A 12,829-nucleotide genomic window follows, 5' to 3' on the forward strand; every position below is an offset into this window, starting at 1 on the left:
TGGAGGCAGCATGTTCTTTCCGAGCCTGGCGCATGCCATGGGCGCCGCCCCCGGCGGCGAGGCGGGAGGCAATCCCATCACCGCCTTTTTGCCGCTGATCCTGATGTTCGCCATTTTCTACTTCCTGCTCATCCGTCCCCAGCAGAAGAAGGCCAAGCAGCACAAGGAATACCTCTCCGGCCTCAAGCGCGGCGACTACATCCTCACCGGCGGCGGTATCTACGGCCGTATCCAGGAAGTGCACGGCGACAAACTGACCGTGGAGATCGCCAAGGACCTCAACATCGAGATCAACCGCGGCTACGTCTCCGGCCCCGGCGAACCGGCGGCCGCCCCGGCCAAGCCCGAGGGCAAGGCCAAGGACAAGGCCAAGGAATAACGTCTTCGGGATCCCGTGACCCGATGTTTGGCGAAGGGCTGCTCCGGCGGCCCCTTCGTTTTCGACGACGCCTCGACGCCCAAGCCTCCCAAGGAGTGCCTCGCCCATGTCTGGAAACCTGCGCTGGCGATTGGCCATCATCGTCTTCGTGGCCTTTTTGGGCCTGATCTACATGCTGCCCTCCCTGGGGTCGGTCAAGCAGAGCTTCATGGGCAAGTTCTTGCCCGACGATGTCATCAGCCTCGGCCTTGACCTCAAGGGCGGCATCCACCTGACGCTGGGCGTCGACGTGGACAAGGCCCTGGCCAACTCCCTGGCCCAGATGGGCCGCGACATCCGCGACCAGGCCAAGGAAGACGGCATCGCGGTGCTCAAGCCCCAGACGAGCGCCGACGGCAAGCACCTGGAATGCGTCCTGGCCAGCCCGGACAAGCGCCAGGCCTTCGACGACCTGCTGTCGCGCCATTTCAGCGTGCTCAAGGTGGACGGCACGGAAAGCGCCCCCGAGGGGAAGTTCCTCTACAAGCTGTCGTTCACCCCGCGCTACGCCGCCGACCAGGCCCGCCTGACCGTGGACCAGGCCGTCAAGACCATCCGCAACCGCATCGACGAGTTCGGCGTGGCCGAGCCCGACATCCGCAAGCAGGCCGACAACCGCATCCAGATCCAGCTGCCCGGCCTGCACGACCCGGAACGGGCCATCAAGCTCATCGGCAAGACCGCCCACCTGGAATTCAAGGTCGTGGACGACAACGCCGACCTGGACAAGGCCCAAAAGGGCATCCTGCCGCCCGGCGACGAGCTTTCGGTGCTGCGCCACCGCAACCCCGACGGCTCCTACCTGGAGCGGCCCATCGTGCTGCGCGCCGACGCGGTCATGACCGGCGAGAACATCGCCGACGCCCGGGCCAATTTCGACAACACCAACCGGGCCTACGTGGGGCTTAACTTCACGCCCAGCGGCGCGCGCCAGTTCGAGCGCGTCACCGGCGAGAACGTGAAAAAGCGCCTGGCCATCGTCCTCGACGGCAAGGTCTATTCCGCGCCGACCATCCAGGAGAAGATCGGCGGCGGCCGGGCCAGCATCACCGGCAACTTCACCACCGAGGAAGCCCGCGACCTGGCCATCGTGCTGCGCGCCGGCGCGCTGCCCGCCCCGGTCAGCATCCTCGAACAGCGCAGTGTCGGCCCGTCCCTTGGCCAGGAATCCATCGAGAAGGGCGTCTATTCGGCCCTGGTCGGCGGCGTCATCGTCGTGGCCTTCATGATCGTCTACTACGGCGTGGCCGGCGCCGTGGCCGACCTGGCCCTGATCTTCAACCTGGTGCTCATCGTGGCCGGCCTGGCCGGCTTCGGCGCCACGCTCACGCTTCCCGGCATCGCCGGCATCATCCTCACCATCGGCATGGCCGTGGATGCCAACGTCATCATCTTCGAGCGCATCCGCGAGGAACTGCGCCTGGGGCTTTCGGCCCGCTCGGCCGTGGACGTGGGCTACAGCCGGGCGACCCTGACCATCCTCGACGCCAACGTGACCACGGTCATCGCGGCCATGGTGCTCTACCAGTTCGGTACGGGGCCCATCCGCGGCTTCGCCGTGACGCTCATCCTCGGCATCGTGGCCTCCATGTTCACCGCCATTTTCTTCACCCGTTTCCTGTTCGACCTGTGGCTGTCCAAACGGCCGGTGGACGCCGGCATTCGCATCTGAGGCAACGGCCCCCGCAAGGGGGCCTTTTTCTTGCCGTTTGACCGATTTCCCGGGCCAACGTACACTGCGCCGCGTTTTTCCCGCGAGGTGATTTCGTGTCCATGGGCGTCCCTTCCCGACTCCGCGCGCGGGCCGTGGTTTTGGCCGTGGCCCTGGCCGCGCTGTGCGTCCGGCCCGGCTTGGCCGGTGAGCGGCCCTTTACCGTCGAGGACATGCTGCGCGTGGCCATCATCGACGAGGTGCGCCTGTCGGCCGACGGCCGGCGCCTGGCCTTCAGCGTGACCCGGGCCGACCTCGATGACGGGTCGGACGAACTGCGCTCGCGCATCTACCTGGCCGAAGCCGGGGCCAAGGCGGCGGCCCGGGCCGTGACCCCCGAAAAGGAATCCTGCGAAAAACCGCGCCTGGCCGCGGACGGGTCGCGGCTGGCCTACCTGGTCCAGGGCGACGACGAGACCGAACTGGCCCTGGCGCGCCTCGACGGCGGTCCGGCCAAACGCCTGCTGCACGGCCGCTTCGACATCCTGGACATGGCCTTCGCCCCGGACGGCAAATCCCTGGCCCTGGCCATGGCCACCCAGCCCAAATCCGCCGACGCCCGGGCCGACGGCTGCGACGCGGAAGTGGAGGTGCTCGACGCCGATACCGGCCAGACGGGCCTGTATCTGTTGCCCCTGGCCGCTCATGGCGGGCCGCGCGTCCTGGTTGCGGACCGGGAAGTGGGGGGAGTGACCTTTTCGCCGGACGGCCGGCGCATCGCCTTCGAGACCGTACCCCGCGACATCCCGCCGCGCGGCCGGCGCGGGGCCGCCCTGCCGGGTGGGTCCGCCGGCAAGGACGCTGTCCAAAGCGACATCGCCGTGGTGGAGGTGGCCACGGGCAAGGTCGCCCTGCTGGCCGCGACCGATGCCTCGGAAACCAGTCCGGCCTTTTCGCCGGACAGTACGCTCGTGGCCTATGTGGCCACCGAGTCCCCGGGGTTTTACTTCAGCGCCGCCCGGGTCATGGTTGTCGCCGCCTCCGGCGGCGCGCCGCGCGCCCTGGCGGTGACGCCCAACGCCCGGCCGGAGTTGCTCGGTTTTTCCGCCGACGGCAAGCGGGTCTTCGTGCGCGAGGCCAGCGGTACGGGTGCTGTCGTCCTGGCCCTGCCCATAAACGGCGAGGCGCCCGAGGCGTTTTCCGACACGCCCCGCATGGCGGCCCAGGCCAGCCTGGCCGCCTCGGGCCGGGCCATGGGGCTGGTGCTCGTGGACAGCGCCCTGCCTCCAGAGGTCTATCTGACGGCCACGGACCGCTTCGACCCCAGGGCCGTCTCGGCCGTCAACAAGGAATTCGAGGGCTTTCGCCTGGGCAAAACCGAGGTGGTGCGCTGGCGGGCGCCCGACGGGGCCACTATCGAGGGGCTCTACACCCATCCCGTCTCGCCCGGCCAGGGGCCGCCGCCGCTTTTGGTGGAATTGCATGGCGGGCCGGCCGTGGCCACCGAACGGCAGTACCTGGGGGCGCTCAACTACTATCCCTTGGCCGTTTTCGGCGAACGCGGCTACGCGCTGTTTCAGCCCAACGTCCGTGGTTCCGACGGCTACGGGCCGGACTTTCGCCGGGCCAACCTCGGCGACTGGGGCGGCAAGGATTTCGCCGACCTGCAAAGCGGCCTGGACGCCCTCGTCGCCCGCAAGCTGGCCGACCCGGAGCGTTTGGGCGTCATGGGCTGGAGCTACGGCGGCTATCTGGCCGCCTGGGCCATCGGCCACACCGACCGCTTCCAGGCCGCCTCCATCGGCGCCGGCATCACCAACCTGGTCAGCCAGTCCGGCAGCATGGACCTGCCGGATTTCATTCCGCTCTATTTCGGCGGCGAGGCTTACGAGCGTTTCGATATGCTTTTTGACCGCTCGCCGCTCAAATACGCCGCCGCCATCAAGACGCCGACCCTTTTCCAGCATGGCGTGGCCGACGAGCGCGTGCCCTTCACCCAGTCCTTGGAACTCTACACCGCCTTGTCGCGCCTGGGCGTGTACACGCGCCTGGCCGCCTACCCGCGCAGCGGCCACGACGTCACCGAACCGGCCCTGATTCGCGACCTCCTGGCCCGCAACCTGGACTGGTTCGCCCGGTTCGTGCCCGTGGCCGGGACTGCGCCGCACCCGGCCGGCAGGGGCGGGGAGGCCCTCGGCCAGGCCGCCGCGCCGAGCAAGCCCCGGTTATGAGGCCGGCCATGGACGCAGGCCCGCCCGTGCGCCAGCCCCCCGTCCCGGCAATCCCCGCTGGTTGCGCCTCGCGCGGCGCGTTCGCCACTGTTCTGGCCCGCTTTTTCGCCGCCCGATTGCCGGTGGCCGTGCTTGCCGCCCTGGCCTTGGCCGGGCTGGTTGCCACCCCGACTCGGGCGGCCGCGTCCGAGGAAGGGCGATGGATCGCTACGGCCACGGTCCGCTCCCTGGGCTACCGGGACCTGCGCGAACCGGCCTCCTTTACGCCGTCCTCGGCGTTCGTCCCGCAGCACGGCGGCTGGACCCGCAACTGGTCGGAACGCCGGGCCTACGCGACCCTGGCCTACCGGCTCGTGGACACGGACGGCCTTGTCCTGGCGCCCGGCTTTCACGTGGGAACCAGTGTCGGGCGTTTCGAGGCCAAAAACGTCGGCCTGGGCTACGATGAGGCCTGGGAGACGCGGCCGGCGCTGCTGTGGGGGCCGTCCTGCGACCTCGTCTGGCGCTTTCGGCCGGACAGCGGCCTGTTCGCCCTGGTGCGCTACGAACTCTTCCTGGCCGCCGCGCCCGAAGCCGGCGAGACGGTGTCCAGCACCTCGGGCACGACCACGCCGCCCTCGGCCCGCGACGCGTCCTTTTCCTGGACGAGCCACGAGGTCACGGCCGCCCTGGGCTATGACTGGGGCAAGGTCGCGGTTCGGGCCGGACTTTCCTTCGTCGCCTTTCGCCTGGACAAACGCCTGACCCATCACATCGACCCGGCCGGGGCCACGGGCAACGCCCTGGCCGCCCTCGTGGCTCTGGACACCCAGGCCAGCCGCTACGGCTACGAACCCGCCTCCCTTGTCTCCCCATACCTGGCCATGACTTTTCGTCCGGTCACGGGCTGCGCCCTGGAAGCCGCCCTGCGTCCCGCCTCCCAGCCGGATTTTTCCCTGAGTCTGTCCCTGTCTTTCTGATTTCTCTTGCGGTCATCCTCGGTTGCGGCATTTATTCTTGCTTTGTATGGCTACGGAGTGTTACGATGCCTGTGTTGTTGCTCATAACCGGGTATTGATTCCAAAATAACACCCGGGTCTCGGCCCGGGTTGTATCCTCGAGGAGGCAGCATGACCCACGGCATCCGCACCTTATGTTCCGCCCTGGCCCTTGTCCTGTGGGCCGGGCCGGCCCTGGCCCATTTCGGCATGGTCATCCCGTCCCAGGACGTGGTGACGGACAAGGACAAGGCCAAGGTGGGCCTGGCCGTCTCCTTTTCCCACCCCATGGAAGGCAACGGCATGGACATGGCCAAGCCCAAGGCCTTCGGTGTGGTGGACGGCGGCAAGAAGACCGACCTGCTGGCCGCGCTTAAGCCGGCCAAGGTCATGGACCATGCCGCCTGGTCGGCCGAGTACGCCTTCAAGCGCCCGGGCGTGGGCATCTTCTACGTCGTGCCCGAGCCGTATTTCGAACCGGCCGAGGACAAGTTCATCGAACACCTGACCAAGGTGGTGGTGCCGGCCTTTGGCGAGGAAGAGGGCTGGGACGAGCCGGTGGGCCTGGCCGCCGAGATCGTTCCCCTGACCAGGCCGTTCGGGAATTATGTCGGCAATGTCTTCACCGGCAAGGTTCTCGTGGATGGCAAGCCCGCCCCCGGGGTTACGGTCGAGGTGGAGTTCTACAACAAGGACAAGGCCTACGAGGCGCCCAACGAATACATGACGACCCAGGTGGTCAAGACCGACGCCAACGGTGTTTTCAGTTACGCCGTGCCCTTTGCCGGCTGGTGGGGATTCGCGGCGCTCACCGACGCCCCGGAAACCATCGAAAAGGACGGTGCGGCCAAGAAAGTCGAACGCGGGGCCGTGCTCTGGGCCAAGTTCCTTGAGCCCAAGCGCAAGAAGAAGTAAGCAAAGGCGTTTGCGCGGGGACGGCGCCAGGTCGTCCCCGCCCCTTGCCGCCAGCCCGGACTCCAGGCCTTTGCATAAGCGGAACCGTGCGGCCTATAACATTCGAATAATATTTTATATTTTCAAACATAACGGGCGTTATGTTTCGTGTTTCGTAGAAGGCGAAGCGTATGCACATTTCCGAAGGCGTCCTCTCCGGCCCGGTGCTGGCCGGCGGCTGGGTCCTGGCCGCCGGGGGCGTGGCCCTGGGGCTTCGGCGCCTGGACTACGACCGGCTCATGACCGTGGCCATCCTCTCGGCCGCGTTTTTCGTGGCTTCGCTCATTCATGTACCCATCGGGCCGTCCAGCGTCCATCTGATCCTCAACGGCCTTTTGGGCGTGGTGCTGGGGGCGGCCGCTTTTCCGGCCATCTGCGTGGCCTTGCTGCTCCAGGCCCTGTTGTTTCAGTTCGGCGGCTTGGTCGTGCTTGGCGCCAACACCGTGGACATGGCCGTGCCGGCCGTTGTTTGCGCCGTCCTTTTCGGGCCGATGCTGCGCTCCGGGGGCGGGTTGCGAACGGTGGCCGCCTTTTGCTGCGGCTTTTTCGCGGTGCTCGGGGCCGGCCTGCTCACGGCTCTGGCCTTGGCCCTGTCCGGCGAGGCCTTCGTGGCCACGGCGAAAATCATCTTGTTGGCCCACATCCCCATCATGTGCATCGAGGGCGTTTTGACGGCCATGGTCGTCGGTTTTCTAGCCAAGGTCAGACCGGAAATGCTTTCGTCCGGGCTTGGGGTGGGCCTCGTTCAGGAGAAATCGTGATGCTGTCATGGCGGCGATGGTTGTGGATCGCGACGGCCGTGCTGTTCGTTGCCTCGGCCCGCGACGCCTTGGCCCATCGGGTTAACGTGTTCGCCTATGTCGAGGGCGACACGGTCCATGTGGAGTGCAGCTACAGCCGGTCGGACCGGGTGCGCTTCGGCGAGATCACCGTGCAGGACGCGGCCGGCGGCCAGGTCTATTTGACCGGCAAGACCGACGAGCAGGGCAATTTCGCCTTTGCCGTTCCGGCGGCGGCCAGGGCGCGCAAGGCCGACCTGCGCGTGGTGCTCAAGGCCGGCGAGGGCCATCAGAACGATGTGCTGGTCAAGGCCGAGGAATATGCCGGCGCGGCTGCCGCCCCGGCCGCTTCGCCCGGGGATGCCGGCGACCAGGCGAACGGCGGCGCTGTGCCTGTACCCACGGTACAGGCGACCCCGGCGGCTCAAGGTGCGGTCGCTTCGCCCATGGCGACCGCACCGACAGTGCCGGCTGCTCCCCTGGCGACCGGCCCGGCCACGGTGGCCGCCCCGGTTGCGCCGGGATCGGTCCCGGCGGCGCAGGCCGAGAAGGTTTGCCCGGATGCCGCCGCGATCGAGGCGGCGGTGGAAACGGCCGTGGAAAAAAAGATCGCGCCCATCCGCAAGATGCTCGTCGACGACAAGGAGAAGGGGCCGGGCCTGGTGGAAATTTTCGGTGGCGTGGGCTGGCTCGTCGGCTTGGGCGGACTGGCCGCGTATGCCAAAGGCCGCAAGGGCGGCAAAGGGGCATGATCGACGAGCCGTTTTCGCGGGGCGAAAGCCCCATCCATGCCCTGGACGCCCGCTTTCGCCTGATCGCCTGCCTGGCCCTGTCCCTGGCCGCCGCCTTGGCCCGCAGCACCCAACCGGCCCTGGTGGTGCTCGCCGTCGGCCTGGCCTGCGTGGTGGCGGCCAGGCTTCCCTGGCGCCTGGTTTGCGGCCGGTTTGTGGCGGTCAATGCCTTTGTCGCCTTCCTGTGGCTGGTGTTGCCCTGGTCCACGCCGGGGGAGCCCCTGTACGTGTTCCATGGCTTGGCCGTCACCCGGGAGGGGATCGACCTGGCTGCGCGCATTACGCTCAAGACCAATGCCATCCTGGCCTGCGTGCTGTCGCTTTTGGCCACCATCCCGGCCCCGGACCTGGGCGCGGCCATGGCCGGCCTGGGGCTGCCGGACAAGTTCACCTTCCTGTTCCTGTTTACCTATCGCTATCTCCACGTCATTCATGAGGAATACGGTCGCATGGCCACGGCGGCCCGGTTGCGGGGCTTTGTCCCGGCGACATCGCTGCACGCCTACCGGACCTATGCCGCCCTGGTGGCCATGGTACTCGTCCACAGTTACGACCGGTCGCGCCGGGTCTACGAGGCCATGGTCTTGCGCGGGTTTTCCGGCCGGTTCCGCAGCCTGGCCCGGTTCGCCCCGGGGCGCGCCGATGTTACCTTCCTGTGTTGCAGCCTGGCCGTGGCCGCCCTGGCCGGGGCATTGGACGTCTTGCCCTGGAGTGCCCATGGCTGAGCCGCTGCTGACCCTTTCCGGCGTGACCTACGCCTATCCCGGCGCGTCGCGGCCGGTCCTGACCGATGTCGATTTCGGCTTCGCCCCGGGCGAGCGCATCGGGCTTTTCGGGCCAAACGGCTCGGGCAAGACGACGCTTTTGCACGTGATGATGGGGCTTATCCGGCCGACGCGGGGCGAGGTGCGCTACAAGGGAGGGCTTGCCGTCACGGAAAAGGATTTCCGGGCCGTGCGGCGGGGCATCGGGCTTCTGTTGCAAAACGCCGATGACCAGATCATTTACCCGACGGTGCTCGACGACGTGGCCTTCGGGCCGCTCAACGGCGGCTTGTCCGTGGACCAGGCCCGGGACAAGGCCGAGGCGACGCTGGCCATGCTCGGGCTCGCGGGGTTTGGGCCGCGGCTGACCCACCGGCTTTCCGGCGGCGAAAAAAAACTCGTCTCCCTGGCCGGGGTCTTGGCCATGGAGCCCGAGGCCCTTTTTCTCGACGAGCCCACCAACGGCCTGGACCCGCAGACCCGGGAACATATCGTGGCCGTCCTGGCCGGGCTCGGCAAACCCCTGATCGTCATCTCCCACGACTGGGACTTCCTGGCCCAGGTGACCGGGACCTACTACACCATCGAGGCCGGCCGCCTGCGCCGCGATCCCGATTTCCTTCTGCACCGCCACGTCCACGTCCATCCCCTGGGCGACCAGGCGCACCACCACCACCACGGCTGACGATCCCGGCGTTATCGGCGCACAAGCCGCCACAGGCTGACGATCCCGAAAGTATTGGGCGTATCGCCCCACGGGTTGACGACCCCGGGGTGATTCGGGCACCGCCCCACGGGCTGACGAGCTCGGCGTTATCGGCATACGTCCCCCACGAACTGACGATCACGGGGTGATTCGGCGTACGACCACTACGGGTTGATAATCCCAGCGTGATGGGGCGCATCGCCCACGAGCCGACGATCCCGAGGTGATTTGGCGCACGGCCAGCATGGCTGGCGCTGGGCAGCCGCGTGGGGCCGTGCGGCGGCCGTGTTGGCGGGGAGGGCGCCTGCCGCCAGGGGGCGGGGCGAGGGCGTCGCACGGGGCCGGGCGACACAGCGGGCCGAGCGATACGCCCACATCGGCCACCAGGGCCAGGGGCTGCCGGGCCAGGCCCCAGCGGGCCAGTCCGGCCGGGGCGTCCGTTGCGTTGGATCCGCGCCCCGAAAACAAAACGCCGCCGCACCCTCGGGCGCGACGGCGCGGTTAGGCCGGCGAAACGCGGGAAAGCTAATCCAGGCCGAGCTGGGCCAGCAGGTCGTCCACATCGCCCTGGCCGACCTTGGTTTGCGGACCCTTGAGTTCGGAGACCTTCTGCTTGGCCTCGGCCTCCAGGACCTTGATGTCCTTTTCGGGCTCCTCGGCCCAGGCCTTCATCTGCAGGCCCGTGGACAGGTAGAGGTCGAGGACGATCTGCTCGACCTTCTTGATGGCCCCGATGATGCGCTTGATGCGCTGGCCGGTGAGGTCCTGGAAGCTCAAGGTCGTCATGATGCGCATGAGGTCGTCGCCCAGGGCGGCGTTGGCCTCGCGCAGCCGGGCGATCGCCGCCGGGTCGGCCTGGCCTTGCTCCAGGGCGTCCAGGTCGGCGGCGGCGTTGGCTTGAAATTCCATGTGCTTCTCGACGATGTCCATGATGTCGGTGGTGGCCGACTCCGTGGTTTGCAGGATCTTGTCGAGCTGCTGGGCGGCTTCCTGGAAGAGCTTGTCGGCCTCCTGCTTTTCCTCGCGCGGGATATGTTCGTTTTCGTTTTTGGCGGCCTGGTGGATTTCCTTGTAGATGTCCTGCAGGCCCTTGCGCATTTCCTGGTTCAGGCGCTGGTGGAATTCGCTCTCCAGCAGCGTCCGGGACAGGGTTTTGGCCACTTCCCGTTCGATGGAAGCGCTGATGCTGTCGCGCAGTTCCGGGACCACCTCGCGCAGGATCTTGTCCAGCAGTCGTTCGACCAGTTCTTCGTCGTTGACCATAGGGGTTGGCCTTTAGTCCCATTTTTTGCCGCGCAGGTCGTCGCGCTGGCTTTGAAAGACGAATTGGACGATGCTTTCCAGGTCCCGCTCCCGGATGCGGGTGAAGTCCAGGGCGTATTCGACGGCGCCGTCCTCGCGGGTGTCGCGGCGGATGAGGCGGCCCACCGCCCCGGCCATGCGCAGCGGAAAGCGCGACAGGACGATGACCGCTTCCACGGAGCGTTCCAGGGGCAGGTCGTCGGCCGTGGTGAAGCGGATGCCGGCGCCGCTGATCTCGACGATCTGCGCGCCGATGGGAAAATCCACCATCAACTCGTCGCGGCTGCGCATGGACAGCAGCATGTCGAGCTTGGTGTTGATGGTGCACAGGAGGGAATAGAGCCCCTCGCTCATGCCGGCCTCGCGGGCGTCGTGGGGGCACAGGCCCTGGCTGCCGGCATGGGGGGTTTCCCGGAAGATCTGGATGTCGTCCGGCCCGGGCAGCAGGCGCAGATGTCCGGTCAGCCGGGTGGGGATGCGCATGAACTCGCGTTTTTCTTCCACGACCCCCTCCTTGCCGCGGTCACATGGCGCCGTTTTCCAACTGGACGTCCATGGCCGCCACGGGGCAGACCTTGGTGCACATGCCGCAGGCCGAACAGGCCTCGTCGTCGAACTCCACCCGGCGGGTTTCGATATTGAGCGCAAGGGCCTTGGTCGGGCACAGGGCGGTGCACACGCCGCAGTGGATGCAGCTTTCCTCGTCGCGGGAGATGCGCTGGGCGGCCGGGACCACGCCGATGCCCTGCTCGCGCAGATAGCCCATGCCGGCCTCGTAGGCCTCGGCCGGGCCGGACAGTTCGATGGTCATCTGGCCTTCGTGGCGCGGGGTGATCTGGGCCTTGAGGATGCTGAAGGCCAGGCCGTAGACCCGGGCCAGGTCGCAGACCACGGGCTTGTTGGAGGCTTCGGGCGGAAAGGTCAGGTAGACGACCTTGCGCAGTTTCTTTTCGCTTGTCGGTTCCATGGAAGGAGCGCTCCTGCCGGCCCGGTTATTTGGGCATCATGGTTTTGGCCCGGGCGGCGAAGGCGGAATCCGGGTATTTGTCGATGACTTCCTTAAACGACAGCTTGGCCGCGCCGTTGTTGCCGAGCTTCATAAAGGCCACGCCGCGTTTGAACAGCGCGTCGGCATGCTTGGCGCTCTTGGGGTATTTCTCGATCACTTCCTGGTAGGACAGGGCGGCGTTGGCGAAATCGCCCAGCTGGAAATAGCATTCGCCCATCCAGAACAGGGCGTTGGGCATCAGCGAGCTGGTCTTGAAGTTGCGGCCGAACTCCTGGAAAATGCCCAAGGCTTCCTGATATTGCTTGGCGTTGAAACTGGCCAGGCCCTTGGCATAGACGGCGTCGGCGGGGTTTTGGGCCGTGGCCGTCGGCGCGGCCGGCTGGGCGGCGGGAGCGGCCGGCTGGGCGGCCGGGGCGCCGTAACCGCCGGCAGGATTGTAGGGCGGAATGGTCGGTTCGTCGTCCGGGCCGGCGCCACCGGGTGTGGCCTGGCCGCCATACCCCGCCTGGGTCTGGCCGTAGCCTGCCTGGGCCTGGCCATAACCGGACTGGGTCTGGCCGTAGCCTGCCTGGGCTTGGCCGTACCCGGCTTGGGCCTGGCCGTAACCCGCCTGGGCTTGGCCGTAGCCGGCTTGGGTTTGCCCGTAGCCGGCTTGGGCCTGGCCGTAGCCGGCCTGGGGGGCGGCGGCAGCGGCCGGGGCGGCGCCCTGGTTGCCGAGGTCGATGGCCAGTTGGGAGGCCATGCGGTTGACGTTGCCCTCCAGGCGGGCCACCCGGCCGGCCAGTTCGGGGTCGTTCTTGTTGGCCGCGACCTGCTGGGCCAGTTCCTCGACCTTGGCGTTGATGCGCCGGACCTCGCCCTTGACGTTTTCCATCTCGGCCCACATGTCGGCCGGGGTATTGAGCGGCGCCGGCCCCTTGGGCTGCGGCGCGCATCCGCCGAGGATGGCTGCCGCAAGGGCGGCGGCCAGGATCGTTTGCTTGCGGTTGGGGGTCTTCATGACGGCTTGCGACCTCGTTTGCGTCCCCAGATCAGATAGGCCAGCCCTCCCAGCAGGGGCACGAAAATGGCCAGGAGGAACCAGAACATCCGCTCCAGGGGGGTTGGAAACTCGCGGTGGAAACTCTGCCATATCGCGATGTAATTGGGAAGGATCGCCAGAAGCAAAACACCGGCCAGCAGGGCGATCTGGCCGGTGGACATGGCGGGCAGTTCGGGCAGGATCGGCATGGAAAACCTCTTTGGCG

General features: G+C 67.4%; 14 protein-coding genes. 9 read left to right on the forward strand and 5 right to left on the reverse strand.

The features are described from left to right. Positions 1 to 10 precede the first annotated feature (10 nt). The 9 genes from yajC to ACP59X_RS10715 all read left to right on the forward strand — a co-directional run bounded on the left by yajC (position 11) and on the right by ACP59X_RS10715 (position 9,250). The gene (gene yajC, locus ACP59X_RS10675) at positions 11 to 379 is read left to right on the forward strand and encodes a preprotein translocase subunit YajC (protein WP_428569186.1); all 369 of its coding nucleotides are present in this window, start codon (positions 11 to 13) and stop codon (positions 377 to 379) included. 106 nt (positions 380 to 485) lie between these two features. Beyond that, positions 486 to 2,090 carry a protein translocase subunit SecD gene (gene secD, locus ACP59X_RS10680; protein ID WP_428569189.1) on the forward strand — a complete coding sequence of 535 codons (1,605 nt, stop codon included), beginning with the start codon at positions 486 to 488 and terminating at the stop codon, positions 2,088 to 2,090. 101 nt (positions 2,091 to 2,191) lie between these two features. Continuing rightward, entirely contained in the window at positions 2,192 to 4,300 is a 2,109-nt protein-coding gene (locus ACP59X_RS10685; RefSeq protein ID WP_428569856.1) for a S9 family peptidase, read from the forward strand. Between the two features lie 8 nt (positions 4,301 to 4,308). Beyond that, positions 4,309 to 5,259 (forward strand): hypothetical protein, encoded by a 951-nt coding sequence (locus ACP59X_RS10690; protein WP_428569192.1) that lies wholly within the window; start codon positions 4,309 to 4,311, stop codon positions 5,257 to 5,259. A gap of 150 nt (positions 5,260 to 5,409) precedes the next feature. Continuing rightward, a complete protein-coding gene (locus ACP59X_RS10695; RefSeq protein ID WP_428569195.1) occupies positions 5,410 to 6,192 on the forward strand; it encodes a DUF4198 domain-containing protein in 783 nt (260 codons plus the stop codon). A 170-nt stretch (positions 6,193 to 6,362) separates the two neighbouring features. Continuing rightward, positions 6,363 to 6,992 (forward strand): cobalt transporter CbiM, encoded by a 630-nt coding sequence (gene cbiM, locus ACP59X_RS10700; protein ID WP_428569198.1) that lies wholly within the window; start codon positions 6,363 to 6,365, stop codon positions 6,990 to 6,992. Continuing rightward, positions 6,992 to 7,762: a hypothetical protein gene (locus ACP59X_RS10705; RefSeq protein WP_428569858.1), complete on the forward strand. Its 771-nt coding sequence runs from the start codon at positions 6,992 to 6,994 to the stop codon at positions 7,760 to 7,762. Before cbiM ends, ACP59X_RS10705 begins: the two co-directional genes overlap by 1 nt. After that, complete coding sequence (cbiQ, locus tag ACP59X_RS10710; RefSeq protein WP_428569201.1) at positions 7,759 to 8,526, forward strand: cobalt ECF transporter T component CbiQ; 768 nt, start codon at positions 7,759 to 7,761, stop codon at positions 8,524 to 8,526. Before ACP59X_RS10705 ends, cbiQ begins: the two co-directional genes overlap by 4 nt. Then, positions 8,519 to 9,250, forward strand: coding sequence for an energy-coupling factor ABC transporter ATP-binding protein (locus ACP59X_RS10715; protein ID WP_428569204.1), 732 nt, complete (start codon positions 8,519 to 8,521; stop codon positions 9,248 to 9,250). Before cbiQ ends, ACP59X_RS10715 begins: the two co-directional genes overlap by 8 nt. 546 nt (positions 9,251 to 9,796) lie before the next feature. Here the strand turns inward: ACP59X_RS10715 and ACP59X_RS10720 are convergent. From ACP59X_RS10720 to ACP59X_RS10740, 5 genes are read right to left on the reverse strand one after another with little or no spacing between them, the layout of a single operon-like run. Beyond that, a complete protein-coding gene (locus tag ACP59X_RS10720) occupies positions 9,797 to 10,534 on the reverse strand; it encodes a protein phosphatase CheZ (protein ID WP_428569206.1) in 738 nt (245 codons plus the stop codon). A gap of 12 nt (positions 10,535 to 10,546) precedes the next feature. Then, entirely contained in the window at positions 10,547 to 11,077 is a 531-nt protein-coding gene (locus ACP59X_RS10725; protein ID WP_428569209.1) for a PilZ domain-containing protein, read from the reverse strand. A 19-nt stretch (positions 11,078 to 11,096) separates the two neighbouring features. Further along, on the reverse strand, positions 11,097 to 11,540 hold the full coding sequence (locus ACP59X_RS10730; protein WP_428569214.1) for an NIL domain-containing protein: 444 nt from the start codon (positions 11,538 to 11,540) through the stop codon (positions 11,097 to 11,099). 25 nt (positions 11,541 to 11,565) lie between these two features. Further along, positions 11,566 to 12,582 carry a tol-pal system protein YbgF gene (gene ybgF, locus ACP59X_RS10735; protein ID WP_428569217.1) on the reverse strand — a complete coding sequence of 339 codons (1,017 nt, stop codon included), beginning with the start codon at positions 12,580 to 12,582 and terminating at the stop codon, positions 11,566 to 11,568. Next, on the reverse strand, positions 12,579 to 12,812 hold the full coding sequence (locus ACP59X_RS10740) for a PLD nuclease N-terminal domain-containing protein (protein ID WP_428569220.1): 234 nt from the start codon (positions 12,810 to 12,812) through the stop codon (positions 12,579 to 12,581). The genes ybgF and ACP59X_RS10740 overlap by 4 nt, the downstream gene beginning before the upstream one ends. Positions 12,813 to 12,829 lie beyond the last annotated feature (17 nt).

It is taken from the genome of Solidesulfovibrio sp. DCME, assembly GCF_049995385.1.
In the GTDB taxonomy this organism is placed as follows: Bacteria; Desulfobacterota; Desulfovibrionia; order Desulfovibrionales; family Desulfovibrionaceae; genus Solidesulfovibrio.

Excerpts from the sequence above, each read along its gene's own strand:
- yajC (WP_428569186.1), top strand. The coding sequence starts at position 11 with ATGTTCTTTCCGAGCCTGGCGCATGCCATGGGCGCCGCCCCCGGCGGC.
- secD (WP_428569189.1), top strand. The coding sequence starts at position 486 with ATGTCTGGAAACCTGCGCTGGCGATTGGCCATCATCGTCTTCGTGGCC.
- ACP59X_RS10685 (WP_428569856.1), top strand. The coding sequence starts at position 2,192 with ATGGGCGTCCCTTCCCGACTCCGCGCGCGGGCCGTGGTTTTGGCCGTG.
- ACP59X_RS10690 (WP_428569192.1), top strand. The coding sequence starts at position 4,309 with ATGGACGCAGGCCCGCCCGTGCGCCAGCCCCCCGTCCCGGCAATCCCC.
- ACP59X_RS10695 (WP_428569195.1), top strand. The coding sequence starts at position 5,410 with ATGACCCACGGCATCCGCACCTTATGTTCCGCCCTGGCCCTTGTCCTG.
- cbiM (WP_428569198.1), top strand. The coding sequence starts at position 6,363 with ATGCACATTTCCGAAGGCGTCCTCTCCGGCCCGGTGCTGGCCGGCGGC.
- ACP59X_RS10705 (WP_428569858.1), top strand. The coding sequence starts at position 6,992 with ATGCTGTCATGGCGGCGATGGTTGTGGATCGCGACGGCCGTGCTGTTC.
- cbiQ (WP_428569201.1), top strand. The coding sequence starts at position 7,759 with ATGATCGACGAGCCGTTTTCGCGGGGCGAAAGCCCCATCCATGCCCTG.
- ACP59X_RS10715 (WP_428569204.1), top strand. The coding sequence starts at position 8,519 with ATGGCTGAGCCGCTGCTGACCCTTTCCGGCGTGACCTACGCCTATCCC.
- ACP59X_RS10720 (WP_428569206.1), bottom strand. The coding sequence starts at position 10,534 with ATGGTCAACGACGAAGAACTGGTCGAACGACTGCTGGACAAGATCCTG.
- ACP59X_RS10730 (WP_428569214.1), bottom strand. The coding sequence starts at position 11,540 with ATGGAACCGACAAGCGAAAAGAAACTGCGCAAGGTCGTCTACCTGACC.
- ybgF (WP_428569217.1), bottom strand. The coding sequence starts at position 12,582 with ATGAAGACCCCCAACCGCAAGCAAACGATCCTGGCCGCCGCCCTTGCG.
- ACP59X_RS10740 (WP_428569220.1), bottom strand. The coding sequence starts at position 12,812 with ATGCCGATCCTGCCCGAACTGCCCGCCATGTCCACCGGCCAGATCGCC.